The 25,452-nt window shown below is 72.5% G+C and carries 23 protein-coding genes; 6 read left to right on the plus strand and 17 right to left on the minus strand.

Annotation, left to right across the window (positions count from 1 at the left end; genetic code table 11):
* Positions 1–7 precede the first annotated feature (7 nt).
* The 14 genes from QSK31_RS37905 to QSK31_RS37965 form a co-directional block, all read right to left on the minus strand.
* Entirely contained in the window at positions 8–445 is a 438-nt protein-coding gene (locus QSK31_RS37905) for a zinc-ribbon domain-containing protein (protein ID WP_285689534.1), read from the minus strand.
* A complete protein-coding gene (locus QSK31_RS37910) occupies positions 438–977 on the minus strand; it encodes a phage tail protein (protein ID WP_285689535.1) in 540 nt (179 codons plus the stop codon). Before QSK31_RS37910 ends, QSK31_RS37905 begins: the two co-directional genes overlap by 8 nt.
* Entirely contained in the window at positions 974–2,932 is a 1,959-nt protein-coding gene (locus QSK31_RS37915) for a putative baseplate assembly protein (RefSeq protein WP_285689536.1), read from the minus strand. Before QSK31_RS37915 ends, QSK31_RS37910 begins: the two co-directional genes overlap by 4 nt.
* Positions 2,929–3,336, minus strand: a complete 408-nt coding sequence (locus tag QSK31_RS37920) for a GPW/gp25 family protein (RefSeq protein WP_285689537.1) — start codon at positions 3,334–3,336, stop codon at positions 2,929–2,931. Before QSK31_RS37920 ends, QSK31_RS37915 begins: the two co-directional genes overlap by 4 nt.
* Positions 3,337–3,341: 5 nt before the next feature.
* Positions 3,342–3,719 carry a PAAR domain-containing protein gene (locus tag QSK31_RS37925; protein ID WP_285689538.1) on the minus strand — a complete coding sequence of 126 codons (378 nt, stop codon included), beginning with the start codon at positions 3,717–3,719 and terminating at the stop codon, positions 3,342–3,344.
* Entirely contained in the window at positions 3,719–5,362 is a 1,644-nt protein-coding gene (locus QSK31_RS37930; RefSeq protein WP_285689539.1) for a VgrG-related protein, read from the minus strand. The genes QSK31_RS37925 and QSK31_RS37930 overlap by 1 nt, the downstream gene beginning before the upstream one ends.
* Positions 5,355–6,032, minus strand: a complete 678-nt coding sequence (locus tag QSK31_RS37935) for a CIS tube protein (RefSeq protein ID WP_285689540.1) — start codon at positions 6,030–6,032, stop codon at positions 5,355–5,357. The genes QSK31_RS37930 and QSK31_RS37935 overlap by 8 nt, the downstream gene beginning before the upstream one ends.
* Complete coding sequence (locus tag QSK31_RS37940; protein WP_285689541.1) at positions 6,032–7,294, minus strand: hypothetical protein; 1,263 nt, start codon at positions 7,292–7,294, stop codon at positions 6,032–6,034. Before QSK31_RS37940 ends, QSK31_RS37935 begins: the two co-directional genes overlap by 1 nt.
* A 790-nt stretch (positions 7,295–8,084) precedes the next feature.
* Complete coding sequence (locus QSK31_RS37945) at positions 8,085–8,543, minus strand: phage tail protein (RefSeq protein ID WP_285689542.1); 459 nt, start codon at positions 8,541–8,543, stop codon at positions 8,085–8,087.
* Positions 8,536–8,808, minus strand: coding sequence for a DUF6760 family protein (locus QSK31_RS48965; protein WP_352244538.1), 273 nt, complete (start codon positions 8,806–8,808; stop codon positions 8,536–8,538). The genes QSK31_RS37945 and QSK31_RS48965 overlap by 8 nt, the downstream gene beginning before the upstream one ends.
* Entirely contained in the window at positions 8,703–9,059 is a 357-nt protein-coding gene (locus QSK31_RS37950; protein ID WP_285689543.1) for a hypothetical protein, read from the minus strand. Before QSK31_RS37950 ends, QSK31_RS48965 begins: the two co-directional genes overlap by 106 nt.
* Complete coding sequence (locus QSK31_RS37955) at positions 9,056–9,487, minus strand: phage tail protein (protein WP_285689544.1); 432 nt, start codon at positions 9,485–9,487, stop codon at positions 9,056–9,058. Before QSK31_RS37955 ends, QSK31_RS37950 begins: the two co-directional genes overlap by 4 nt.
* 48 nt (positions 9,488–9,535) lie before the next feature.
* Positions 9,536–11,158 (minus strand): phage tail sheath family protein, encoded by a 1,623-nt coding sequence (locus QSK31_RS37960; RefSeq protein ID WP_285689545.1) that lies wholly within the window; start codon positions 11,156–11,158, stop codon positions 9,536–9,538.
* 19 nt (positions 11,159–11,177) lie between these two features.
* The gene (locus QSK31_RS37965; RefSeq protein ID WP_285689546.1) at positions 11,178–11,507 is read right to left on the minus strand and encodes a helix-turn-helix domain-containing protein; all 330 of its coding nucleotides are present in this window, start codon (positions 11,505–11,507) and stop codon (positions 11,178–11,180) included.
* A 140-nt stretch (positions 11,508–11,647) separates the two neighbouring features.
* On the opposite strand from QSK31_RS37965, the gene QSK31_RS37970 reads away from it, so the two are divergent.
* Together QSK31_RS37970 and QSK31_RS37975 are read left to right on the plus strand one after the other, a co-directional pair.
* Complete coding sequence (locus tag QSK31_RS37970) at positions 11,648–14,059, plus strand: Hsp70 family protein (RefSeq protein WP_285689547.1); 2,412 nt, start codon at positions 11,648–11,650, stop codon at positions 14,057–14,059.
* A complete protein-coding gene (locus tag QSK31_RS37975) occupies positions 14,056–16,323 on the plus strand; it encodes an Hsp70 family protein (RefSeq protein WP_285689548.1) in 2,268 nt (755 codons plus the stop codon). The genes QSK31_RS37970 and QSK31_RS37975 overlap by 4 nt, the downstream gene beginning before the upstream one ends.
* On the opposite strand, the gene QSK31_RS37980 is transcribed toward QSK31_RS37975, so the two are convergent.
* From QSK31_RS37980 to QSK31_RS37990, 3 genes are read right to left on the minus strand one after another with little or no spacing between them, the layout of a single operon-like run.
* Entirely contained in the window at positions 16,320–16,922 is a 603-nt protein-coding gene (locus QSK31_RS37980; RefSeq protein WP_285689549.1) for a Pvc16 family protein, read from the minus strand. The genes QSK31_RS37975 and QSK31_RS37980 overlap by 4 nt on opposite strands.
* Entirely contained in the window at positions 16,903–18,813 is a 1,911-nt protein-coding gene (locus QSK31_RS37985; protein WP_285689551.1) for an ATP-binding protein, read from the minus strand. The genes QSK31_RS37980 and QSK31_RS37985 overlap by 20 nt, the downstream gene beginning before the upstream one ends.
* Before the next feature lie 4 nt (positions 18,814–18,817).
* Positions 18,818–19,375, minus strand: a complete 558-nt coding sequence (locus tag QSK31_RS37990; protein ID WP_285689553.1) for a response regulator transcription factor — start codon at positions 19,373–19,375, stop codon at positions 18,818–18,820.
* Between the two features lie 241 nt (positions 19,376–19,616).
* Here QSK31_RS37990 and QSK31_RS37995 point away from each other — a divergent pair, with 241 nt between their 5' ends.
* From QSK31_RS37995 to QSK31_RS38010, 4 genes are all read left to right on the plus strand, one after another.
* Positions 19,617–21,215, plus strand: a complete 1,599-nt coding sequence (locus QSK31_RS37995) for an NlpC/P60 family protein (protein WP_285689554.1) — start codon at positions 19,617–19,619, stop codon at positions 21,213–21,215.
* A complete protein-coding gene (locus QSK31_RS38000) occupies positions 21,212–22,273 on the plus strand; it encodes a COG1470 family protein (protein WP_285689555.1) in 1,062 nt (353 codons plus the stop codon). Before QSK31_RS37995 ends, QSK31_RS38000 begins: the two co-directional genes overlap by 4 nt.
* 133 nt (positions 22,274–22,406) lie before the next feature.
* Complete coding sequence (locus QSK31_RS38005) at positions 22,407–23,963, plus strand: tachylectin-related carbohydrate-binding protein (protein WP_502873073.1); 1,557 nt, start codon at positions 22,407–22,409, stop codon at positions 23,961–23,963.
* Between the two features lie 292 nt (positions 23,964–24,255).
* Positions 24,256–24,810 (plus strand): hypothetical protein, encoded by a 555-nt coding sequence (locus tag QSK31_RS38010; protein WP_285689556.1) that lies wholly within the window; start codon positions 24,256–24,258, stop codon positions 24,808–24,810.
* Positions 24,811–25,452 lie beyond the last annotated feature (642 nt).

Consider the following 25,452-nt stretch of genomic DNA (forward strand, 5'->3'; position numbering starts at 1 on the left):
CGCGGCGTTAGAAGAAGAAGTAGGCCACCACGGCACTGGCGATCGACAGGACGGCGAGGATCGCCAGGATGATCAGCAGGATCACCAGCCAGCGGCGGTCCGGGGCCGCCACCGGCGGCGGGGCGAGCCGGACCTGCTGCGGCCGGGCGGCGCGCAGCTCGCGGCCGCAGCGCTCGCAGCGGACCCGGGTCCGCTCGTTCGGATAGCCGCAGCCCGCGCACTGCGTCCCCGGCCCGGTGTAAGTCGGCTGCGGGGTGGTCACGCCGATACCGCGGTAGACGCCGGTCTGTTCGATCGTCTCGTTCGGCTTGCGCGGCACCGCACGGGCCTCGTCCCCGGCCGGCTGCCGCAGGAACATCAGCGGATACCCGCAGTTCGGGCACAGCTGATCCACCTCGGGCCGGACCGGCGACCCGCAGTCGGGACACGGCATCTGCCTAGCCATTGCTACCTCCAGGCCGCGCCCGGCCCTGCGCCTTGTCGTCCCGCTTGAACCGCACGTCCAGCTGCACCTGCGCCCCCAGCGGCAGCTCACTCTGCAGGAAGCCCAGCACCTGCCGCTCGGTGAGATGCCCGGTATGTTCCATCTGCACGACCACCACCGGGTTCTCGGCCGGCACGTTGTCGTTGCGGCCGTAGATGCCGCCCACGTCGACGACGGTCACGCGGGCGCCGGTCGCCGCCTCCAGCAGCGCCTCCACGCCGTAGCGGGTGCCGCGCCAGCCGAGCAGCCGGCCCACCTCGCGGACCATCGAGCGCCGGTACTCGGCCGGGTCGGTCGGCTCCAGCTCGACACCCAGCCAGGAGCCGAGGAACTGCAGCATCTCGGGGCTCGCCAGGCCGGTGTCCATCTGGTACTCGATGCTGTCGATGCGTTCCCGGACGGTGTCGGCCACCTCCTGGAACGCGAGCACGAAGTCGCGCAGCACCGGATCCTGCGCCATCGCCCGGGGCAACTGGTCCACGAGCCAGGTCATTGCTGGACCACCACCCGGTGCTCGTACGACATGAACAGCGCCTCCGGCAGCAGCCGCAACCGCTGCTCCACCTGGTCGAGGGTGCGCTTGCGGCGCAGGTCGGCGGAGAAGAAGTGCACCGCCTCCACGCCCTGCACGCCGAACGAGCCGTGCAGCACGCCGTACACGTCGCCCAGGCGCAGGTCGGTGTCGAACGGCCAGCCCTGGCCGCTCGGGCCGCCGGTCAGCGGGTTCAGGTACTCGTAGAGGGCCCTCTCGGCGCGCTCGCGCACGGTCTCCGGGCGTACCCCCGGACCTGCCCGCACCTCCGAGACCACCTTGACCCCCTGGTAGCGGGGCGGTTCGATGCGGATCCGCATGGTGAGCAGCCGGCGCGGCTCGAGGTAGGCCTTGATCTGCTCCTCGAGCTCCTCGGGGATGGCCAGATCATCCAAGGTCACATTCTCCGGGGGTACGTCGAGCCGCGGCACCACGAACAGCCGGGCCGGTTCGCCGGGCGACGACGGCGGCAGGCACCGGGCGCGGGCCACGTTCGGGGCCGCGTCCAGGGTGAGGCGCTCGACGTCCTCGGCGGTGACCGCACGCCGCCCGCCGCGCAGCAGCAGCGGGCCGCGGACCTTCGCGTTGTCGACGCTCTCCGCGTCCACGCCGCCGGCGCTCGGGTCGAGGTTGGTGACCGAGGCGACGAACGGGATCGACGTGTGCAGGACGGTCAGCCGTTCGGCCGCCACGTTGCCGCGCTTGCCGCCGCCGAAGCGGTAGCCGGTCACGTAGATCTGAGCGTCGATCGCCGGGATCGCGCCGTGCTGCCAGACCTGGCCGCCGCGGTCCAGCACGCGCGGGCCGAAGCGGATCTCGCCGGTCGCGCCGGACCACGTGTAGACCTTGTCGTGGACGGTCGCGTCGGCCAGGTCGGCGACCTCGGTCCACTCCTCCTCTTCCGGCTCCCCGTGCCGGTCGCGGCGAGGCAGCACCACTTTGACGTACTCGTCGAACCGGCGGGGCAGAACCGGCACGCGGCGCACCTGGAAGGTCTGGCCCGGGCGGCCGCTGCTGGCGCCGAGCAGCTCGGCGGGGGCCGGTTCGGCGTGATGTGCCGGGATGGCGCCACCGAGCGACACCGCCGACAGCGTCTCGAGTTCCGGCGGGTTGGCGTACTGCGGCTGCCCCTCCTCGGCCTGGACCAACCGGCAGCGCAACCAGTGCGCCCGCCGCGAGCCGATCGCCAGGGCCTCGTGCCGGGACGGGAGCAGCAGCGTCACGTCGCCGCTGCTGTTGAAACCGGCGGTGGTGTCGGAGAGGATCCGCACGCCCGTCCACTGCTGGCCGTCCCACGCCTCCCAGACCCGGGGCGGGCGGCGCGGGTCGACGCCGGCGCCCTCCGGGCCGGTCTGCACCTCGAGCCGCAGCACGTTGCCCGCGGCCGAGTCGGCGAGGCCGAAATACACCGCCTCGTCGACGCGCAGGTTCGGGAAGAGCCGCACCGACGACGCCTCTCGGCGCAGCTCCTCCCAGTGGTCGGAGTAGCGGTCGCCGGTGTGCGTCATGCACGCCACCAGCTTGGGCGGGCTGATCGTCAGCTCGGAGTCGGTGAGGAAGACGACCGGCTCCTCGTCGTCCCGGCGCTCGGTGCTGACCTGCGTCCCGGCGGGCACCCGCACCGGTTCGTCCCGCGGCGCGGTCAGCGTGAACATCAGATCCACCCGCGCCGGTACGGCCGAGAACAGCTCGACGCCGACCAGTTCCAGGAACTTCACGTAGAGCCGGTCCGGCACCTGGTTGAGCCGGTACAGGGTCATCTCGGTCATCCAGGCGAACAACTCGACCAGCGCGACGCCCGGGTCGGAGACGTTGTGGTCGGTCCACTCCGGGCACAGCCGGTTGATGCGCCGCTTCGCCTCGTCGACGATGTCCTGGAACCGGCGGTCGTCCAACTCGGGGGCGGGAAGGCTCACGGCTGGGGCTCCTCGTGGGGAATGGTGTAGAAGGGGAACACCAGGTTGCGCACGTCGTTGGTGGACCGGATGCGGTAGCCGACGGAGATGTGCACCGTACCGGTGGACTGCTCGGCCTCGGCCAGGACCTTCTCACATGTGATCCGCGGTTCCCAGCGTTCCAGGGCCTCCCGGACGTACTGCTCGATCAGGCCGAGCGTGCCGGCGGTGAGCGGGGCGAACAGCATCTCCCACATGGCGCAGCCGAAGTCGGGGCGCATCACCCGTTCCCCCGGCACCGTGGACAGGATCATCCGGATCGCCGCGTCGATCTCGTCGACGCCGCTGACCAGGCGGACCGAGCCGGTGCGGTTGATCGCGGCCGGGAACGCCCAGCCGCTGCCGATGAACTCCTCCTCGCGCACCCCGATCACCCCGCCATCACGTCGGTGGAGCCCGCGGTGATGGAGCTGACCGGCAGGTCGACCGGGTCGTTGCAGGTGGCGACCGGGTCACCGACCCGGGCCAGCGGTCTGCCGTTGACGAGGACGGCCGGCGAGCCCGCCACCACGCGTCCCATGTTGGTCGGCGGCTTGCTGAAACTGGCGGGCGCGACGTGTGGCGGCATGTTCTGCGCGACGCTGCCCTGGATCGCCGCCGGTAGGCCGTTGACCAGCACATCGGTGGACAACTGCGCCATCAGCTTCCCGTTGAAGGGCAGCGGGGTGGGCGTGGGCGACGGGGTCAGCAGGATGTGCGTGTCCACCCCGATGACCGGGTCGTTCTGGCGGGCTACGGGCTGCGGCATCAGTTCAACCTGATCGGCTTGCCGGACTGGGTCAGCGGTCCGGAGGCGGTGATCTCGACCTGCGCGCCGGAGAGCGCGAGCTTCTGGGTCGCCTTGATCTCGATGTTCGTCGCGGAGAGCACCAGCTTCTGCTCGCCGGTGACCTGCGACTCGGCCTTGTCCAGCTTCACCAGGCAGGTCGTGCCGCCGAGGCTGAGCGTGACCGTCGGGGTGTCCTCGTCGGCGAACACCAGCCGGGAGTCCTTGCGGCTGACCAGCAGACGCTGCTCGACCTTCCCACCGGTGGCGGCGCCCGGCTCGGGGATCGCGTCGGTGCGGTTCCACAGGCCGCCCAGCACGACCGGCCGGGTGTGGTCGTTGAGCTCGAAGCCGACCAGCACCTCGTCGTCGACCTCGGGCAGCCACTGCATGCCGCGCGCCTTGCCGCCGCCGGGGGTGGCGACGCGCGCCCAGGCGCTCTCGTCGTCGGCGGACAACGTGGGGAACTTGACCCTGACGCGGCCGAGCTTCTCCGGGTCGTCATTGTTGGTCACGACGCCGATGACCAGGCCGTTCCAACCTTTTTTCTCGGTCGGCGTCGTCATGTCGGCCAGGGATCCAGGCTCCTTACCCCCACAGACGAACCTCGTGAGGTACGGCCGGCCGGCGCCGTACGTGTGCTCCACACTGGTCACTCGCCATTTTCCGGTCATGCGGGAGCCGACGCCTTCGATCTGAACGGTCGCGCCCGACCCGATCATCGGATCCCCGGCGGCCTCCCCGCGCAGCACCGCCTCCTCGCCGGAGGCCCGCAGCAGCAGCGACTTCGCCAGCGCGTCCGCCTCGGCCTGGTCGACCACCGGGAACTGGCCGGCGTTGCGCTTCACCCGCCCGAACGCGCGCTCGGCCGCGTCCGACATCTCCTGCGCGGCCGGCGCGTCGGTACCCAGGTCGGTCTCGGTGGAGCGGCCCTCGATGGCCTCCTTGCCCAGGTGGTCCCAGCCGCGGATCTGCACCTCGTCGCTGCGTTCCCCGGCCGAGAAGCGGACCGCGAACCGGGACAGGTTCTGCCCGTAGCGCAGCTTCGGCGGAGTGCCACCGGCGCGCGGCGTCTTCTTGAAGTGGAAGGTGCGTTCGCTGACCCAGACGTCGAAGCCGATCCGGGCGGCGCGGCGGCGCAGGAACGCGAAGTCGGTCTCGCCCGCCTGCAGCACGTACTCGTGCGCGGCGCCGGTCGCGTCCACGTCGGCGTCCAGGCCGTACTCCCCCGCGATCCGGCTCGCGATGTCCGCGTCGGTGACCTTCTGGAAGCTGCGCGACCTGGGTTCGCGGGCCAGCCGGTGGGTCAGGTCGAAGCCGTTGAGCACCAGCTCGTGCCGCCCGGCGCCGCCCGGCTCCACGGACACCGCGGTGATCTCGCCGGTGGTGACCACGACCGGGTCGCCCTCGGCCCGGAAGGCGATCTCCACGCGCGTACCCAAGGTGAATGTGCCTTTGTCGAAGATCTCGAAGTGCGGATCGTCGAAGTGGATGGCGAAGAAGTCGGGCAGCTGCACCGACTCCTCGACCCGGACCAGAGTGACGCGCGGATAGAGCTCCGGCGCCAGCGGCCGCCCGTCCACCGTCAGGACCACGCCGTCCAGGCGCTTGACCGCCTCAGGCACGGCGGCGCACCGGCAGCTCGGGGATGACCAGCAGCATGCCCGGCTCCAGCGTGAGCGGGTCGACGACCCGGTTCGCCTCGGCGATCAGCCGCCAGCGGGTCGAGTCGGCGTAGTGCTTCGCGGCCACCCGGTCCAACGTCTCGCCGTGCGCGAGGCGGTGCACGGTGTGCAGCGTCGGGGTGTGCGAGGTCGGGTTCTGCAGCGGCCGCTCGGCCTCGTCCTTCCACTGCTTCAGCGACAGGTCGGCCTTGGCCCGCAGCGGCATGCCGTCGCTGGCGAAGTACGTGAACTTCAGCTGGAGCCGCTCCACGATCGCCTTGAACGAGTGCAGCTTCCCCCAGTGGAACTCCACCCAGGGCGGCCGGGCCTTGTTCCGTTGCCGGTCCGAGCCGGCCAGCGCCGGGTCGACCTTGAGCAGGTCGAGCAGCTTGTTGGTGTGCTCGGTGACGTCGGTGCCGGTGTCCGTGGTGTCGAGCGTCAGGGTCAGCGTCAACGTCCCCGACTGGCCGCCCTGGAAGCGCAGCTCCGGCGCGTTGCCGCCCTTCTTCTCGGAGGCGTTCCAGGTGTTCGACTTGCTGATGGTCAGCTCCGAAGGGTTGAACAGGCAGTCGATCCGGTCCCCCTGCTCGGTCTTGAGGAACGCCTTGGCGGGCGCGCTGGGTGCGGTCATCAGAACACTCCTGCCCATCGGCCGCCGCGCCGCTCGATCTCGCGCAGCAGGCGTTGTTCCACGATCTCCACGACGCGGTCCGGGTCGAGCGCCTGCTGCGCCGCGCCCGCGATCCCACCGGCCATCCCCGACACCGCGCCGGCGGCCTGCCCCACGGCGCCAGTGGCCTGCCCCACCGCGCCGGCGGCCTGGTCCACGTAGCCCGATGTCTGGTCAGCCAGTCCGGACACCGCTCCGGACGCCTGATCCACGTAGCCGGACGCGGTGTCGAGCGCGCCCGACGCCACGTCCTGCGCCCGGCCGAGCGGCCCGTCTCCGGCAGTCGCCTGCAGAACGGCTGCGCGGGCCGCCTGGGTCGCCATCTGCCCGACACCGCCCAGCCCGCCCACCGGAAGCCGATCAACGATCCCGGCCGCGGTCTCCCCCGCCCCGGCCAGCGCGTTGCGCCCTTGCCCGGCCAGCCCGTCGACCATCTGCCGCCCCTGCCCGATCAACCCCGACGCCGCCCCGGCCAGCCCTGACGCGGCTTGCCTGCCCTGGCCGGCCAGCCCTGACGCGGCTTGCTTTCCCTGGCCGGCCAGGCTCTGCGCACCGGCCGCCAGCGCCGACCGCTCATCGTCGTCGAGCAGCGAACCGAGCCCACCACCCAGGAAGAACCGTGGCCGCCGCACCGGACTACGCGTATGCGTCAGCTCATGCGCCAGCACGGCGGAGACGGACGGCCCCGGCGCGGGCGCGGCATGCAGGTGAATGACCGACCCGGTGGTCGCCCCCAGCGCCCCCGCCTGCCCGAGCGCGTGCCGGGTGTTCGGCCCGGTCGTGAAGAGCGGCGGCCGCGACCGCCCGGAGATCGCCGCGGCCATGGCGTGCAGCCCGGCAGGAAGAGCACGCGGCGCTTCGAGGGGTCGCTCGGAGACGGCGCGCTCCCAGCGTTGGCGCGGGGTTGCGCCTTTTTCCGGTACGCGTGCCGGAACGGTCCCGCCCCGCGGCCCGGCCTCGCTGCCGGGTCCAGGCCGTTCGCCCCGCTGCGGCCCGGCCCTGCGCGCGGGCGTCACAGTGACCGCCCCGGAAGGATCCGGCGTGCTACCCGGCGGCAACGGCGCCGCCCCCATGACCCGCAGATACCCGACACCGTCCGGGTGGGACACCGAAGGCCCCTGCTCCGGCCGAGCCACCAGAGGCGAGCCGCTGCCCACCCCTGCTTCCGGCTTGCGCAGAATCGGCGCCCGCGCCCCGCCCTCACCGCTGGTGGTAGGGCTCATGCCACCCCGCGAGGCCACACCCAGCCCCCACGGGCCCAGGGACTCCCGCCTCCCGGCGGACTCCCGCCTCCCGGCGGACTCCCCTCTCCCCGGGGACTCCCGCCTCGCCTCCGGGCCGCGCGACATCCCGGAGTCCGTCGTCGCCGTAGTCGCGACAGGGCTCGAAACAGTGGTCGTGCCCGGCGGGGCAACGGCCCGCACCGGCATCGGATTTCCCGGGCTGACATCCGGTCCAGGCAGGGGCATGGCGGCCAGCCCTGGCCCGAGCCGTACCGAGGCGGTTCGCCGCAGAAGCCCGCGGGCCGACGGCGAGCCGGAACGCGGCCCGGCCAGCGGCGCCCGCCGGGCTCCGGCCGCCCGCAGCATGACCGGCGGCGCACCGATCTGCCGCGGCACTCTCCCGGCCCTGTCCGAGCCTGTGGACGAGCGTCGAAAACTGTCGGACCCGGGCGCTACGTTCGACCCACCCGGTGCAGGGGTGGGGGAGGTGGCGGCCGCTGCGCCGAAATTCAAGATCGACTCGGCGGCTCGCCTCGCTCGATAGCCCTGCCACCAGCGCATGACCGTCCACGGCACTCGCACCGGCAATTCCCCGACCACGCCGGCGCCGACCGGCCGTGACATGCCCGACGCGTCCCCGGGCCGCCACCCCGCCGTGGCGTCCCCGGGCCGCCACCCCGCCGACGCGCCGCCTGGACGCGGCCCGGGCGAGCTGTCGCCCGGGGAGCGGCGGCCGGTGAGGCGGCGCACGACCCGGCCCAGCACCCGCGGGAGCAGCCGGGGCCGGCCGTCACTTCGTCGAGCGGAAGCCACTGTGGCACACCTCCAGCTCCTCGATGGCCAGGTCGCGGGACGAGGCGGCGAGCTTCGGGCCGGTCCACTTGACCGGCTTGGCGCCCATGATCGTCCAGGTGCGCATCGGCTCGCCCTTGGCGTTGAGGACGCTGATCTTGCCGTTGCGCGGGGTGACCTTGTTGCCCGCTCGGGTCAGGCCGTCGCCGGACGCCGTCATGAGCCATTCGAAGAGCGCGTCGGTGTCCGTGACGCCCCGCTTGAAGATCAGGTTGGGCCACTTCATCCGGCCGAGCAGCTTGTGCGTGTAGGCGTTCTGCCCGCCCTCGGCGAGTTCCTCCACGTCGATCTGCACGGACAGCCCGGACACCTCGGTGAAGGCGCCGATGGTCGTTCCGTCGATCTCGAACGTGAACTTGCCGACGAACGGCGGGTCGACGGTGTGCGCGTCAGCCACCCTGCACTCCTTGCCATGCGCGTTCGTTCAGTCCGCCGACCTCCTGGAGCAGGCGGATGCGGTCCCCGTGCTCCAGGTCGAGCAGCCGGTCGAGGTCCCAGTGCAGGTGGTACGCCAGGAAAGCGATCTCCTGCCACAGCTCGTCGTGGGCGTAGTGCCCTAGCCCACCTCCACGGACGTCTGCGGGAAAGGGGTACCGGGCTCCAGCGCCTCGAGGATGCTCGGGTCCTGGAAGTTGACGATCCGGTACAGGTCCTGCAGGTATCCGAAGTCGCTGACGAACAGCGACTCGATGGTCTTGGTGGTCACCCGCTGCACGGTGCCCAGCTCGGTCACCACCCGGGACAGCACGATCACCGTCGCGTACGCCTCGTTCTCCTTGACCCGGCCGTCGCGCAGCGGCTCGATCTCGTCGCGCGCGCAGGCCAGCCGCATGATCCCGGTGCGGTGCAGCGTGCCGTGCTCGTCCACGAAACCCTTCGGGAGCGTGAACGGAAATTCGGTCTGCAAGCTCATGCCCTATGCAGACCTTCGTGCGTGATGACCACCTTCTCGGTCGCCACCTCGTTGCTGCCGGCGTCGAGTTCGGCGCCGGTCCACTTGGAGACCCAGCCGCGCTCGAAGTTCCAGCGGGCCACCTCGGACTTCATCGAGTCCTTGATGACGATGGAACCGTCCCGGCGGGCCGCGTCGATGTCGCCGTCCTCGACCTGCTTGCGCCACTCCCACAGCGCCTTGGACTCGTCGATGCGGCGCTCGAGCGTGATGTCGGACCACTTCATCGCGCCGGGCACCTTCCGGATGATCATCCGGCCGTCCTTGGTGGCTTCCTTGTACTCGATCGTCTCCGTCTCGGACTCCACGCCGGAGCACTTACGGAAACTGGCCATCTCCACCCCGCCGATCTCCAGGATGAAGTTGAAACTGGTCATCAGGTCTGGCATCGCTTACCTCCTACAGAGTTCTTCCGCCGCGAAGTCGAAGATCGGTTCTCAGTCGGTGGCCGAGCCGCCGCCCTGCCACTGGCTGATCCGGAAGATCACGAACTCGGCGGGCTTCACCGGCGCGATGCCGACCTCGACGATCAGCTTGCCCTCGTCCACCGAGGACGGCGGGTTGTTGGAGGCGTCGCAGAGCACGTAGAAGGCCTGCTCGGGGGTGGCGCCGACGAGCGCGCCCTGGGTCCAGAGGCCGCGCAGGAACGACGTGATGTTGCGCTTGACGCGCTGCCACAGGTCGAAGTCGTTGGGCTCGAACACCGCCCACTGGGTGCCCCGCTGGATCGACTCCTCGACGAAGTTGAACAGCCGCCGGACGTTGATGTAGCGCCAGCTCGGGTCGGTCTTGGCGAGCGTGCGCGCGCCCCAGATCTTGGTGCCGTAGCTGCCGAACGAGCGGATGCAGTTGACGCCTTCCGGGTTCAGCAGATCCTGCTCGCCGTTGGTGACGTCGTTCTCCAGCCGGACGATCCCGCGGACCGCCTCGTTGGCCGGCGCCTTCCACACGCCGCGCGCCGCGTCGGTGCGCGCCCAGACCCCGGCGACGTGACCCGAGGTGGGCACGGTCAGGTAGAGCTCGCCGTTGGTCGCGCCGGGCCGGGCCAGCGGGTTCGGCACCACCACGTTCGGGTAGTAGAGCGCGGCGAACGCCGAGTCGCGGGCCAGCCGGGAGCGCCACTCCAGGGCACGGGTGGCGTTGAGGCCGGGCGGGGTGTCCAGGATGGCCATCTTGTTGTGGCTGGCCTCGCAGAAGTCGATCAGCTGCTTCTGGGCACCGAGGAACAGCTCCTCGTCGATCGAGCCGTCCTCCTTCGTGGCCACCGTGACCAGGTCCGGGACGGCGACCATGGTGACGTTCTCGGCGATGGCCAGGCCGGAGTAGCCGGTGCGGTCGGACTCGTTGCCGGCCAGGTCGTTGACGCTGACCTCGACGGCGGAGACGGGCGGCGACTGCAGCGTGTAGCGGCCGGCGGCCGGGGTGCGCTCGGCCAGCGAGGCGCCCTGCAGCGGCTGCATCTCGACGCGGAGGAACTTCGACCTTTCATTCACCGTACGCTCGACCGTCCGCGCGCTGCGGCCGCTGAACTGCAGGCCGCCCAGTTCCTCGCGCAGCTGCCCGCCCTCGTAGACGCGCAGGGTGTACTCGCCGCCGGCAGCCGCCCCGGCGTCCTCGCCCTCGGCCGCCGCCGGCGGGACCACCTCGACCTCGAGGGCGGCGCCCGGGTTCAGCGCGGAGAGCTGCAGGCTGGGCGTCTGCGGGTTGTCGGCAGCGGGCAGGACCAGCGTCGGGTTCCCGTCGCCGCTGCCGCCGTCCGCGGAGCCGCCGGGGATCCGGCAGATGTAGGCCTTGCTGCCGCCGTTCTCGAAGAAGCCGCGCACCGCGTGCGGCAGCATGGCGCCGCGGACGAAGCCGCCGTAGACACGCTCGTACTGCGGCCAGCTGGTGACGAGCTGGGGCTTCACGCCGTCGGGGTCGGTGGGATCCCCCTGGTCGACGTCGTAGCGCTCGGTGAAGCCGACGAACGCGGCCACCGCGGTACCCACCCCCTCGATGGGCATGGAGCCGCTCGGCTGTTCCTCGATGTAGACGCCCGGGGCACCGTACGACGCGGCCATGGGATGACACCCTTCGTTGTCAGGCCTGCACCGCGCTGGTGAGCAGCGCGGGGTCAAGATCCGTCTCGTAGAACTCTCCGTAGTGCAGCGGCGGGAAGACCCGCACCGTGGGCCGGATCGACGAGCAGGCCACCACCTTGACCCGGGGGAAGCGGTGCACGATCACGTGCACCAGGTCGGTGGTGGCGCGCCGGTCGAGATCCAGCACGATGACGTCGGGCAGGGCCTCCAGCACGCGGGCGAGCACGTCGTCGCCGGCGTCCATCAATTCGATGCCGTCCTGCCGGAGGATTGCCTCGATGCCGAGCCGATGCAGCGCGCTGAAGTCGCCCATCAGGACCCTCGTCAAGCCGCACCCCCTCGAAGCCTCGCCGCCGAGTTGAGGGTCCACGCGTACGCGCGTGGGTAGAAGGTGCGACAGTGCAGCCGAAGGTGCATGTCGCACACCCGGAGTTGGGATTCCGGCCGCCGACCGCCTTTAATGCGAGCGTGGCCTACACCCTCGGCGTCGATCTCGGCACCACGTACACGGCTGCCGCCGTGCGCACCGACGGGCCCGCGCCGATCGGACAAGGCCCGTTCGGCCCGGCCCAGATCGGACAGGCCCAGATCGTGCAGCTGGGCAGCCGGCGCGCCGAGATCCCGTCGCTGGTGTTCCTCCGCGAGGACGGCGTGGTGCTGGTCGGCGACGCCGCCGAGCGTCGCGGCGCCCGCGAGCCCGCGCGCCTGGCCCGCGAGTTCAAACGCCGGTTGGGTGACCCGGTGCCGGTGCTGGTCGGTGGCTCGCCGATCCCGGCGCACGCGTTGATCGCCCGCGTCATGGAGCACGTGCGGGAGACCGTGATCCGCGGTCAGGAGGGTCCGCCCGCACGGGTCAGCGTCACCCATCCGGCGAACTGGGGTCCGTACAAACGGGAACTGCTCCTGCAGGCGATGACCTTGGCCGAGGTGCGCGACGTCGAGCTGCGCACCGAGCCGGAGGCCGCCGCGGTGCAGTACGCGTCGCAGGAACGGGTCCGGCCCGGCGAGGTGGTCGCCGTGTACGACCTGGGCGGCGGCACCTTCGACGCGGCGGTTCTGCGCAAGACCGACACCGGGTTCCAGCTGCTCGGCGAGCCGGCCGGCATCGAGCAGCTGGGCGGCGGCGACTTCGACGAGGCGGTGCTCGCGCACGTCGTCGACCAGCTGGGCCCACTGGCCGCCGACCTCGATCCCGCCGACCCGGCCGTGGTGGAGGCGCTCGGCCAGCTGCGCCGGGAGTGCGTGGTCGCCAAGGAGGACCTGTCCTCGGACACCGAGGTGCTGATCCCGGTCGCGTTGCCGTCGGTGCACACCCGGGTACGGCTCAACCGGTCCGAGTTCGAGCGGATGATCAGCCCGGCGCTGCGCGAGACGGTCGCGGCGATGCGGCGGGCGCTGCGCTCGGCCGGGGTCGACGCGGGCGCCCTGCGGTCGATCCTGCTGGCCGGGGGGTCGTCGCGGATTCCGCTGGTCAGCGAGTTGTTGTCCACCGAGTTCGGGCGGCCGCTGGTACTGGACGCGAACCCGGAGCACAGCATCGCGCTGGGCGCGGCCCTGGCCTCCGGCACGACCGTCATGGCCGCTCCCCCGGCCCGCCCCGTCGCCGCCGCTGTCGTCTCGGCGCCGGCCCGGCCGATTCCGGATGCTCTCGCCCCGCCGTACCCGAATGCTCCCGCCCCGCCGCACCCGAATGCTCCCGCCCCGCCGCACCCGAATGCTCCGGCCCGGCCGTACCCGACCGCTCCGTACCCGACGAAGGCGCAAGGATCCCCTCTCCTCGCCGTTCCGCCCGCGCGGACGATCTCTCCGCCGGCGCCCGCGCCGCTGCTTCCGGCGCAGCCGAAGCGGACCGGGCGCGCGGCCGCGATCACCGCCGCCGCGCTGGCCGTGGCCTTGATCGCCGGCGGCACGACGTGGTTCCTCCTCGCGAACAACGGCGACGAGGACAACCGAGGTGGCGGTCCCACCCCGGGCACCGGCGCGAGCCTCGGCGTCGCACCGTCGACCGTCGCACCACAGATCGTCGGCGCCTGGAAGCGGCTGGCCGACCTGCCCGTGGCCGTCGACGGCGCCGCGGTCACCGCGTACCGGAACAAGGTCTGGGTTGCCGGCGGGCTGGCCAAGGGTGCGAAGCTGACCAGCGTGTACGTCTTCGACCCGAGGTCCGGCAAGTGGTCCGCGGGACCCGCGCTGCCCCGGCAGACGAGTGGCGGCGTCCTGGTCGCCACGCCGTGGACGCTCTACCTCCTGGGTGGCGCGACGCAGGACGGCGGCGCCTCCACCCAGGTGCTCAAGCTCAGCCCGGACGCCACCGCCTGGCTGCCGGACGTGCCGCTGCCCGAGGCCCGGGCGGCCGGCGCGGCGGCGTTCGACGGCTCGCACGTGATCTACGCCGGCGGCGCGACGAAGGGCGGCGTGTCCGCGGACACCGTCTGGTCGCTGGAGGACGGCCGGTGGACGTCGATCGGCAGACTCTCCGAGCCACGTCAGGACCTGGCCGCGGTCGGCGGCGACGAGGGCGGGGTGTCGGTGCTCGGCGGCCGGGACGCGCAGCGGGACACCACGTCGGGCGTGATCGACCGGATCGCCCAGGGCAAGGTCACCCGGCCGCGGACGGTCGAGGTCGACCCGCCGGTGCACAGCGGCGCGGCGGTCCGGGTGGCCGGCATCGGCACCTGCCTGGTCGGCGGCGAGACCGGCCAGGGGTACAGCGACTGGTGGTGCGACACCCCGAGCGCCACCGCGACGCAGCCGAGGCTGGACCCGCAGCGGGCCGGGCTCGGGTCGGCCCTGATCGGCCGCACGGTGTACGTGGTCGGCGGCCACGGCGCCGGCTTCCAGGGCCTGAACCAGCTCGAGGCATTCACGGCGCCCGAATGACGTACACGCTGGGAATCGACTGCGGCACCACGCACACCGCCGCGGCCGTCGCACGGGACGGCACGGTCGAGGTGCTGCGGCTCGGCGTGCGCCGGGCCGAGCTGCCGTCGCTGGTGTTCGCGGCCCCCGACGGCAGCACTGTGATCGGCGACGCCGCCGCCCGCCGGGGCGAAGGCAATCCGGGGCGGCTGGTGCGCGAGTTCAAGCGGCGCATCGGTGACCCGGTGCCGATCCTGGCCGGTGGGTCGCCGTTCTCGGCGCACGCGCTCACCGCCCGGGTGCTGGAGCACGTGCTGCGCGCGGCGGTCACCGCCCAGGGCGGCCCGCCGAGCTCGGTGGTGCTGACCTGCCCGGCGAACTGGGGCCCGTACAAACGTGACCTGTTCATGCAGGCGGCCCGGCTGGCCGACCTGCCGCCGGCCGCGCTGCGCACCGAGCCGGAGGCCGCGGCGATCGAGCACGCGGCCGGGTCGCGGGTCCGCGACGGAGACGTCATCGCCGTGTACGACCTGGGCGGCGGCACCTTCGACGCGGCGGTGCTGCGGCGCACCCCCGGCGGCTTCGAGGTGCTCGGCCAGCCGGAGGGCATCGAGCAGCTCGGCGGCATGGACTTCGACGAGGCGGTCTTCGAGCATGTGCTGGGGTCGCTGCCGGCCGACAAGCTGGGGTCCGCCAACGACCCGGAGGTTCGGTCGGCGCTGACCCGGCTGCGCCGCGACTGTGTCGAGGCCAAGGAGGCGCTGTCCGAGGACACCGAGGTGCTGATCCCGGTGGCGCTGCCGCAGATGCACACCCGGGTCCGGCTGACCCGGGCCGAGTTCGAGGCGATGATCCGGCCGGCGCTGACCGACACGGTCGGCGCGATGCGGCGGGCGCTGCGCTCGGCCGGGGTTCCGACGGAGCAGGTGAGCGCCTTCCTGCTGGCGGGCGGCTCGTCGCGGGTGCCGCTGGTGTCCCAGTTGCTGTCCACCGAGTTCGACCGGCCGGTGGTGCTCGACCCGCACGCGGAGCACAGCGTCGCGCTGGGTGCGGCCCGGGTGAGCGCCCAGACCCCGGCGCCGCGGCCGGCCGAGGTGACGAGCATCGTGTCTGCCCCGCCGCCGCCCACTCCCACGCCACCCACTCCGTCGCCACCCACTCCGACGCCGCCTCCAACGCCTACTCCAGCGCCGCCGCCTCCTTCGCCCGAGCCCTCGCCGGTTCCCCAGGGCACCACCTACGGGAAACGGCGGGAGACGCCGCCGGAGACGCCGGTGTCGGAGGTGAAGACCCGGGCGGTGCACCCGTCCGACGCCCCGACCGAGATGTTCCACCAGGCGCCGGAGACCGAGGTCGTGGCCGCGACGCCACTCCCGCACGTGCCGGACAGCGACGACTCGCCGATGCTCCTGACCCGGGCCGGCCTGGACCGCACCGCCGCCGCTCCCCCACCGCCCGCCGGCCCATCCGCGCCGCCCGTGAGCCCACCCGTGCCGCAGACAGCGCCCGACGCGGCACCGGGCAGCCGGCGCGGGCTGGTGATCGCCGCGGCCGCCGTCGCGGTGCTGCTCGCGATCGGGACCGCCGTCTTCTTCGTCTGGAAGGGATCGGACCGGGACGACCCGGACACCCCCGCCGCGGCCGGCCCGTCGAACAGCGCGACCGCGAGCGTGCCACCGCCGTCGTGCGGGTTCGACGACACCTTCGACGGCAGCGCCCTGGACCCGGCGTGGGAACGCACCCAACCCGGCGCCGCGCTCGCGGTCGGCGGCGGCGCGGTGACCCTGGACGCGCCGGACGGCGCCGACATCTACGCCGACCACACCGCCGCGCCGATGTTGCTGCGCGCACAGTCCGGCGACTTCACCCTCGAGGCCGACCTGACCGTCCAGGCCGACCAGTGGTACCAGGGCGCCGGCCTGGTGGTGTGGGACAGCCCGACGTCGTTCGTCCGGCTGGAGCGTGGTTTCGGCAACGTCGGCGCGATCGTGTTCGAGTACCGCGACGGCGGCCGGCACGTCAAGGTCCACCCGCCGTCGAAGGGCCTCAAGGGCCTGGTCCGCACCGACGCCGGCCGCGTCATCCTCCAGCTGCGCCGCGAGGGGAACACGGTGCACGCCGGGTGGCGGGTGCCGGAGAAGCCCGGGTTCACCGATCTCGGCGACGCGACCATGGAGCTTCCGGAGTCCGTACGCACCGGGGTCTCGGTCTTGAACCGCGCCCAGAACGGCACCGAGCCGGAACGCTTCAGCGCGAAGTTCGACCAGGTGTCGCTGACCTGTTAGGGCTCGTCGGGGCCCCGGGCGGCGAGCTGGATCTCTTCGAGGCCGGCGACGCGGGACTCGACGACCTCGACCGGCGGGCCGGCCGGGCCGCGCAGCGCGGCGTCCAGGGTGGCCGTGACGACCAGATCCAGGCCGGGTTTGAGCTGGCCGCCCAGCGCCGACCAGAAGTCCGAGTTCTCGCTGCCGTCGCCGGTGCGCAGCTTGAGCGTCGGCAGCGGGCGGACCTCGGCGAACGGCCCGTGCAGGTGCTCGGCCTCGATCACCGGGTGCAGCAGCAGCGCGGACAGCACGTCGCCGAGCAGCGAATGCTCGTCGCGCACCTCGCTGGTCCACGCGGTGACCAGGTAGCGGCAGTCGACCCGGGGCAGCGGGTCGCGGCGGAAGCGGCGGCCGTCGGACTCGACGATCACCTCGCCGTAGTCGCGGTCGGCCAGGTTGGGGCGCACGTCCCAGAGGTAGAGGTCGACGGTCGGCTTGGAGGACAGCGCCGCCGACCATTCGCCGTCCGGCGCCTCGAACGCGATGTCGACGTCCCGGGCCGGCAGCGGCACCACCTTGCGCAGGAAGGTCTCCAGCGTCTCATCGAGCAGGTGCAGCATCGGCGTCTCGATTCACCAGGTCGAAGTAGCGGTCGAACTCCTTCTCGGTGCGCAGCCGCCCGAGTTTCTGGAACTCCCGTTTCACGCTGAGCACCGCGTGCCGCATGGTGATCGGGCTGTCCTCGGCGGCGGCCAGGAACGCCGCGCCCAGGGCCGCGTTGCTGATCACGCCACCGGTGATCTTGAACTGCCGGGCCAGGAAGTCCAGGTCGAGGTCGGCGACCGGTGCCGTCGAGGGGAACGCGCGGGCCCAGATCAGGCGGCGTTCCGGTTCCTCGGGCGGGACGAAGTCGACGGCCACGGCGATGCGCCGCAGGAACGCCGGGTCGATGTTGCGCTGCAGGTTGGTGGCGAGCACGACCAGCCCCTCGTACGTCTCCAGCCGCTGCAGAAGGTAGGCGACCTCGATGTTGGCGTACCGGTCGTGCGCGTCGCTCACCTCGGACCGCTTGCCGAACAGCGCGTCCGCCTCGTCGAAGAAGAGCACCAGGTCGCCGGCCGCGGCGGCACCGAAGATCCGCTCCAGGTTCTTCTCGGTCTCGCCGATGTACTTGCTGACCACCGAGGACAGGTCCACCTTGTAGAGGTCCAGGCCGAGGTCGCCGGCCACCACCTCGGCGGCCAGCGTCTTGCCGGTGCCGGACGGGCCGGCGAACAGCGCGACGACCCCGGCGGACGGCAGCGGGCTGAACCGCCACCGGCCGTAGACGGTCTCCCGGCCGCGGTGCCGGGCGGAGAGCTCCCGCAGCTGCTCGGCCTCGGGCGGGGGCAGGATCAGGTCGTCCCAGGAGCGGCGCGGCCGGATCCGGACCGCCACGTTGTCGAGGTGGCCGCCGGCCAACCGGCGGACCCGCGCCGAGACGCCGTCGTCGCCGGCCGCGGAGATCAGGCGGAGTTGCTCGCGGCTGAGCCGGTACGCGGGGTCGGGTTCCCGCCCGAGCGCCCGCTGCCAGTCCCCGGCGTCCGCCTCACCGTCGACGACCCGCAGTTCCCGCCACGGCCGGTCGGGCACCGACTCGAGCGGCTGCTCCCCCGGCGAGCTGAGCACGAAGCCGAGGTGGGACGCCTTGCGGATCTCGTCCCGGGCGGCCGGGCCCGGCGGCTCCGCGAGTTCCAGCACGACGGTGAGATTGCCGATCGTCGCTTCCCGGACGACCGCCGACCAGCCCGCGGCGGTGTCGGGCGGCGCGGAGATCAGAAGGCCGTCGGCCGGTACCGCCCGCAGGCGGCTCTCCCGGTCCGCGCCGTGCACGAGGAGGAGCTCGTGGAAGTCCGACGGACCGGGGCGGATCGAGCACCCCGGAGGCAGTGCGGGGTCGGGTGCGTCGTCGCCACGCAGATGCCAGATCAGCCGGGCGCCGGCCGCGACGGCCTGGACCGCCCAGGTGCCCTCGCCGGCCAGCTGCACCAGGCCGGCGCGGAGGAGGCCGCCGGACGGCGTGATCGGCGACGCGTCCTCGAAGATCCGGTCCAGCGTGGCCAGCGTCAGCCGCGGCAGCTGCACGGAGTCCTGCACATAGGACACCAGGCGTTGCCGTGCCGTGGACTGCTCGACCGCCACCACCAGGGCCAGCGCCTCGGCCTCGGCCACGTCCAGCCGCGCGTGGCGGACGACCGCCGCGAACCGGGAGTCGTCACCCAGCGCGGCCTCGAAGGCGGAGCGCGCCGCGGAGACCTGCGGGGCCAGCCCGGCGCGGACCGCGGCCACCCGTTCCGGCCCGGGACCGTCCAGCCCGGGCAGGGCGGCGAGCGCGCGTTCCAGCTCCTCGTGACCGACGTAGAGCCCGGCGAAGTCGCGCGGCGGGCGGCCCTCGGCGAGCCGGCTGACCAGCGCCTCGCGTTGGAGCAGGGTGTCGGCCAGGACGGCCCGGGGATCCACCGGCGATGTCACCGGGTCAGATCACGCCCTCGCGGGTGGCGACGGCCACCGCCTGGGCGCGGGTCCGGCAGTTCAGCTTGGTGAGGACGTCGTGCACGACGTTCTTGACGGTGCGCTCGGAGAAGCAGAGGTCCTCGGCGATGCCGCGGGTGTCCATGCCGTCGGCGAGCAGGCGCAGCACCGAACGCTCGCGCGGGTTGAGGCCGGTCGGGCCGAGGTGCGAGGTCTGGGTGACGTGCAGCAGGAGGCGGGCCAGCATGTCGCCGGGGAGGGTGACGGTGCCGGCGACGACCGCGCGGAGGCTCGCGATCAGGGTGTCCGGGGTGAGGGTGCGATGCGGCAGCACGGCGCCGACGCCGGCGTCGACGATCTCGCGGACCGCCTGCTCGTTGACGTCACGGACGGTGGCGACGAGGCGGACGCCCTTGCCGTCGGCGAGCCGGACGGCGCGGCGCAGGGTCGGTCCCGCGTACTCGAAGACCAGAATGTCGAGGCCGGCGGTGACCGGCGCCGGGGACAGGGTCGAACTCTCGCCGCGAACCACGAAATCCGCCTGTTGCAGGCAAGCGGCCATCCCGCGCCGAACGATGGCATGACTGTCATCGATCCAGACAGTGGGCGGCCTTGTGGCTAGCATGATTTCCATTCCCCCAGGTGAGCGACACCCCCGCCGCGCGAGCACATGATGCCCCGGCGAAGTCGATCAGAACAATAGGGTCATCGGTTCTGTCGGACATCCAACTGAATTGACGGATCTGATAGTCGCGCAGCCGCGCAACTTGGCCGCGGTGGCTGTCGTCTCCTACGCTCGGGGGATGCCCAGGTACTCGCCGGAACAGATCTACGGCTTCGCGCGCCGCGCCGGCTTCAATCCGGACGAGGCGGCGACGATGACGGCGATCGCGATGGCCGAGTCGGGCGGCAACAGCCGGGCGCACAACCCGCACGGCGAGGATTCCAAGGGCCTCTGGCAGATCAACGGACGCGCTCACCCCGACCTGGCGTCGCGCTCCGATCTCTTCGATCCGCTGCAGAACGCCAAGGCGGCCTTCCTGGTCTCGCGCAAGGGTGAGGACATCTCGCCGTGGACGGTCACGCACGGCGGCAACGCCGCCCGGTACCTCCGGTTCAAGGACGAGGCCCAGGCGGCGGCGATCGCTTTCGGCGACGGCGGCGGGCGCGGGGTGTGGACCGGCACTCCGGGGTACGGCCACCCGGTGTCCGCATCCAAAACGGACAGTTCCGGAATAGACGACGTAGCACTCGCTGCCAAGGGTTCCGGCGGGGGCGACAACGCGGCCCTGGAGACATTCTTAAAGGTTGCTAAAGCGCAAGTAGGTGACCGTTATGTCTTCGGCGCCGAGGTGAAGCTCGAGGACGACGATCCGGACGTCTTCGACTGTTCGGAATTCACCCAGTGGGCCGCGCACCAGGCCGGCACGAAAATCCCGGACGGCGCCACGGCGCAATACCTCCACCTGAAGCAAAAAGGTCTGTTGATTCCGGTGGAGAAGGCGAAGGACACGCCGGGGGCACTGCTGTTCTCCTTCGACCGTGAGCCACGGGCCGGCGACGGCCGGACGCCGGGCGCGCACGTGGCGATCAGCCTGGGCGACGGCAAGGTCGTCGAGGCGGCCAACCGCAAGGCCGGGGTCCGCGAGAGCAACGCCGGCGACCGGTTCGAGTTCGCGGCCGTGCTGCCCGGCATCTCGGACGGCAGCGGCACCCCGCTACCCCAGCCCGAGGCGGTTCCGGTCGCTGCGCCCGTACCCCCGGAAACACCCCTCGTGCCGGACCCGCCGCAGCTGGGTGGGCCGGACACCGATCGCGACGGTCTGAGCGACGCGATGGAACGCCGCCTCGGCCTCGACCCGCAGCGCGCCGACACCGACGGCGACAACATCAACGACGCGCAGGAACTGATCGTCCACAAGACCGACGCGCGCAAGGCGGACTCCGACGGCGACCAGCTCGACGACGCCTTCGAGCTGGCGCAGGGCCTCAACCCGCTGTCGCCGGACACCGACCTGGACGGTCACCTGGACGGCAGCCTGGCGCCGCTGCAGACGGACACCGACGCCGACGGCATGGACGACCGGCTGGAGCAGGCGATGGGGCTGAACGCGCGGCTCAGCGACAGCGACCTCGACGGCTTCAGCGACGGCCTGGAGTACCGGATGGGCGCCAGCCCCCTGAACGCGGCCGACAACCCGATGCTGCACCCGCAAGGCGCGGCGGCCCAGCAGGCCGGACTTCAGCAGGCGGGGGCCCAGCAGCCTTTCACCGGCCTTGTTCCGGTCGCCGGTGGGCAGGGCGTCTACTTCAGCGGTGCCGCCCAGGTCCCGTTCACCGAACCGCCGGCCCCGCTGACCCCGGTCGCCGACCCGCCGGACGATGTGATCCCGCTCCCGTGACCCTCGAGCTCACCCTCCAGCCGACGCCCGTCGCCCTGGCCCCCGGCGTCGCCACGCGCGTCCCCGTCCAGCTGCACAACCGGAACGTCGCCCCGATCACCGTCCGCGTGGGCGTCGCGCGCGGACGCGCCTCCGGCTGGGCGTCCGTGGAACCTCCGGACGTCGTGGTCGGCGCCGGCGACACCGAGACGGTCGACGTGGTCCTCGCGCCCCCGGCCGACCAGCCGCCGAGCGCGTCGATGGTGCCCTTCACCGTGCAGGCCACCGAGCACAGCACCGGCGAACCGGCGGGCTTCACCACCGGCCTGCTCACGGTCGCCGTCCCGATCCCGGTCGTCGGCACGATGGTGGAACGCCCCCGCGCCACCACGACCTACGACCTCACACTCACCAACGAGGGCCCCGCCGCCGCGCCGGTCCGGATCAAGGCCGAGCTCGACCCGCCCGCCGGCACCATCTCCGCGGCCCCGCAGGCGGTCCGGCTCGAGCCGGGCGAGTCCGTCACGGTGGTGATCAAGGCCAAACCCTCGAGACCCTTCATGGGTACGCCGAGACCGTTCTTCGTGGTGGCCGCCATCCTCGACGCCGACGACCCCGACCGGCCACCGCTGCTCACCCGGACGGCGAGAGGCAAGCGCAAGCCCCGCGTCGCCACCTGGGCCGCGGCGACCACGGCCATCGTGCTGGCCCTCGGCGCCACGGCCGCGGTGGCCTTCTCGGGGCTGCGCATCCCGCTGCCCGGCGGGCGCCGCGACACCCCGGCGGCGAAGGCTCCCGCACCGGCCGCGGTGACGGTCGCCCGGCCGTACGCGCTGATCGATGTTTTTCCGCACAAGGGCGACGACGGCGGACGGGGCGCGGCGGAGGCGGCCCGGCGCAAGCTCGCCGACGCCGGGATGCCGGTCAAGCTGGTCGACAGCCTGCAGTCGAACGACCTGGCCGACCAGGGCACCGGCTTCTGGGTGCTGCTCCAGGACGGCTTCGCGGGCGTCGAGGCCGCCCAGCAGTACTGCACGCAGTGGAAGCCGGTCGCTCCCAAATGCACGGTGACCCCATAGCTCATCGACCATCGTCCATGATGGGCGGTACCGCTGGACCGGCGGCGGCTTCGAGACCCAGCCCGACGGCCAGCAGCGCCGCCGGCTCAGCACCGGCTTCACCCAGTACGCGACCGCCGCCTACCGTAACAAGATCACGGTCGACGAGATCGGCGACATCTACCTCGTCGACGGCAACGGGGTGCTGCGCTGGTACCGCTACGACGAGGCCCTGGGCGCCTTCACCATCGGCGGCCGGCCGATCGACACCGGCTGGAACCGCTACGAGCTGATCGTCTCGGCCGGTCCCGGCGTCCTCTACGGCCGCACCTCCAACGGCGACCTGTTCCGCAGCCGGTTCGAACCGGCCAGCCAGCGCTGGATCGCGCAGCACCTCAAGGTCGGCGCCGGCTGGGGCGGCTTCAAGAACCTCTTCTCGGCCGGCGGCGACACCCTGTTCGGCGTCCAGACCGACGGCGACCTGATCCACTACCGGTACGTCGAGGACAGCAACACCTGGACACTGCTCGCCAAGGACATCGACGACGGCTGGGCCGTACACAACAACGCGTGGGCGACCACGAACACCTGCCGGCTGACCGACCGCAAGACGCCGGCCCGCCCCGCCACCCCGATCCAGCCGAACAGCCCGACCGTCGCCATCCAGCGCCCGGCCGCCGGCACCGCGATCGGCGCCCTCGAGTACCTGTTCGCCGACAACATCGGCCGCCTGCGCCACGCCTACCAGGAGAACCCCGACCTGTTCGGCAACATCCAGTGGGCGGCCGTGCCGACCGACGCCGCGTTCACCGGCCGCCCGGCACTCGTGGTGAACCCGCAGGGCAACGTGCGCCTGCTGGCGCAGAACACGAACAGCGACGCCTGGTCGTTCACCCGCCAGCCCACCGCGGGCACGTCCTGGCTGGCCGGCGTCGACTCCGGCGGCGCGCTGGCGTCCCGGCCCGCCGCGGTCAAGCTCACCGACGGCACCCTGGCGGCGTTCGGCCTGGACGCCGGCGGCGCCCTGTGGAGCCGCCGATACGACACCGTCGCCGGTGACCTCCTGGCCTGGGTCAAGCTGGGCGGCACCGACCTGACCGGCGAACTCACCGTGATCGCCGGCCCGGACAACAAGGCGTCGGTCTTCGCCCTGAACGCCGCGGGCACACCGATGATGGCGACCTGGACGGCCGGCACCCTGTCGGCCTGGACGTCGCTCGGCGGCACCGGCCTCACCGGCACCCTGTCGGTGGTCAAGCTGCCCGGCCAGGTGCTGCGGTTGTTCGCCCGCGACGCGACCGGCACGGTGGTGACGCAGCAGCAGGGCGCCGGCGTGTGGACACCGGTGGGTTCGTTCACGGCCGCCGGTTCCCCCGCGGCCGTGCTCGACCCGCCGACCGGCCGGCTCGTGGTCGTCGCCCGGGGCACCGACAACGAGATCCACCGCGTCGTCGAGGCGTCGACGGGCACCGCCACGTGGGGCGACTGGCTGCCACTGAGCCTCGACGCCTCCGACCCCGCCGCCACCGACCCGACGATCACCGAGTTCACCGGCGGCACCGGCCAGACCTACGAGATCGTGTTCCGCAACCCGAACGACGCGACCCGCGTCTACACCCGGCAGACGCCGTCCGGGGCGGCGGCGGCCCGCACCGCGGCCGCCGCTGGGCCGGGCTTCACGGCCCACGGCCTGCCCGTACCTCCGAAGTAGGCGGTGCCGCGCTGCCGGTGCCGCCCCGGCACCGGCAGCGCGGGCCCGGCGGCAGCGCGGGCCCGGCGGCAGCGCGGGCCCGGCGGCAGCGCGGGCCCGGCGGCAGCACGGGCCCGGCGGCAGCACGGGCCCGGCGGCAGCACGGGCCCGGCGGCAGCACGGGCCATTCCGTCGCCGGCGCGTCAGAGGTGATCGTCCTCGTCACTGTCGATGCGGACGGCAACTCCAAGTCGCGGCGGAAGCCGCACAAAGGATGCGACACGGAGCGGCTGCCCGGTGCCAATCTGCCGGGATGAATACCACGATGGAGACCATCGGGCCGGTCGAGATGCTCCGCGAGCAGCCGGTCACGGAGGCCGTCTGGGGTTGCGCGACCTACTTCTTCGAGATCACCCACCCCGGCGCCGGCGCGGTCGTGGAGTGGACCTACCGCGCCGTGCAGGCGGTGCTGTCGGCCCAGCCGGTGCAGGCCGGCACCGGCTTCGACCTGACCGTCGACCTCCTCCCGACCCCGGTCAGCGACCTCTCCTTCGCCTTCCGCATCCGAGACCTGCCGCCCGGCGCCACCCTCCTCCCGGACGGCGGCCTGATCCTGGACGTGTCGTTCTTCGCCCTGGCCGACGAGGAGGCCGAGCCTGCCCGCCCGTGGCATGACTACCGCTCGCGCATCGCCTCGACCGAACCCGACGCGGTCCTCGAACACGTCGTGGTCTGCGCCCCGGGCACCCCGCTCACCGCGTTGACCGGCACCGACCGCGAGACCACCCGCTGGGCGTTGCGCGTGGCTCTCGACCACGCCGGAATCTTGCAGGCCCTGGGAATGCGCCGCGGCGACGCCCCGAACTAGAGACCACTCGTGGTGGCGGTCTGATCGGCCGTCCTTTCTGATGCGTGGCGTCGCCGGCGTTTCCGGGTGGGTGACGCCGCCGCCGGCGTTTCCACTGGGTGACGCCGCCGCCGGCGTTTCCACTGGGTGACGCCGCTGCCGGCGTTTCCGGTGGGTGCGGGGTCGGGCCGGGTCTGCCAGGCCCCCGACTGCCCGCTCACCGTCGCTGCCGCCGCTCGCGGTGGTAGCCGGGCACGGCAGTGGCAGCCGGGCACGGCAGTGGTAGCAGAATGCGGCATCTGCGGCGTTGACGGCCGGCCCGGCCTTGCGCGCCGCCAACACCGGGCGGCCGGTGGTAGGCCCGGGCGCTACCCACTGAGCCTCCCCCGCTCTGAGCTACCACGCGCGCGGACCGTGGTAGCCAGGAGCGGTATTTCGACCCGGATACCGCCCTGACCCACCACCGCGTGCCCGGTCTACCACCCGCGCCCGCTCCTACCACCGGACCGCGCCCAGCCACGGCCGCGAGCGGCGGCAGCAACGGCGAGCGGGCACCCGGACGCCTGGCACACCCAAGCGAAACCCCACGCCGGGCGCGAGCGGCGGCAACAACGGCGAGCGGGCACCCGGACGCCTGGCAAGCCCGCATGGACCCGCCGCAAC

This window comes from Actinoplanes sp. NBRC 103695, from assembly GCF_030269485.1.
Classification (GTDB): Bacteria; Actinomycetota; Actinomycetes; order Mycobacteriales; family Micromonosporaceae; genus Actinoplanes.

What these genes read in the sequence shown, in the direction of transcription:
- QSK31_RS37905 (WP_285689534.1), bottom strand. Translation starts at nt 445, where the DNA reads ATGGCTAGGCAGATGCCGTGTCCCGACTGCGGGTCGCCGGTCCGGCCC.
- QSK31_RS37940 (WP_285689541.1), bottom strand. Translation starts at nt 7,294, where the DNA reads ATGAGCCCTACCACCAGCGGTGAGGGCGGGGCGCGGGCGCCGATTCTG.
- QSK31_RS37980 (WP_285689549.1), bottom strand. Translation starts at nt 16,922, where the DNA reads ATGCTGCACCTGCTCGATGAGACGCTGGAGACCTTCCTGCGCAAGGTG.
- QSK31_RS37935 (WP_285689540.1), bottom strand. Translation starts at nt 6,032, where the DNA reads ATGACCGCACCCAGCGCGCCCGCCAAGGCGTTCCTCAAGACCGAGCAG.
- QSK31_RS37925 (WP_285689538.1), bottom strand. Translation starts at nt 3,719, where the DNA reads ATGCCGCAGCCCGTAGCCCGCCAGAACGACCCGGTCATCGGGGTGGAC.
- QSK31_RS37995 (WP_285689554.1), top strand. Translation starts at nt 19,617, where the DNA reads ATGCCCAGGTACTCGCCGGAACAGATCTACGGCTTCGCGCGCCGCGCC.
- QSK31_RS38010 (WP_285689556.1), top strand. Translation starts at nt 24,256, where the DNA reads ATGAATACCACGATGGAGACCATCGGGCCGGTCGAGATGCTCCGCGAG.
- QSK31_RS37955 (WP_285689544.1), bottom strand. Translation starts at nt 9,487, where the DNA reads ATGCCAGACCTGATGACCAGTTTCAACTTCATCCTGGAGATCGGCGGG.
- QSK31_RS37960 (WP_285689545.1), bottom strand. Translation starts at nt 11,158, where the DNA reads ATGGCCGCGTCGTACGGTGCCCCGGGCGTCTACATCGAGGAACAGCCG.
- QSK31_RS37910 (WP_285689535.1), bottom strand. Translation starts at nt 977, where the DNA reads ATGACCTGGCTCGTGGACCAGTTGCCCCGGGCGATGGCGCAGGATCCG.
- QSK31_RS37950 (WP_285689543.1), bottom strand. Translation starts at nt 9,059, where the DNA reads ATGAGCTTGCAGACCGAATTTCCGTTCACGCTCCCGAAGGGTTTCGTG.
- QSK31_RS37990 (WP_285689553.1), bottom strand. Translation starts at nt 19,375, where the DNA reads ATGGCCGCTTGCCTGCAACAGGCGGATTTCGTGGTTCGCGGCGAGAGT.
- QSK31_RS37975 (WP_285689548.1), top strand. Translation starts at nt 14,056, where the DNA reads ATGACGTACACGCTGGGAATCGACTGCGGCACCACGCACACCGCCGCG.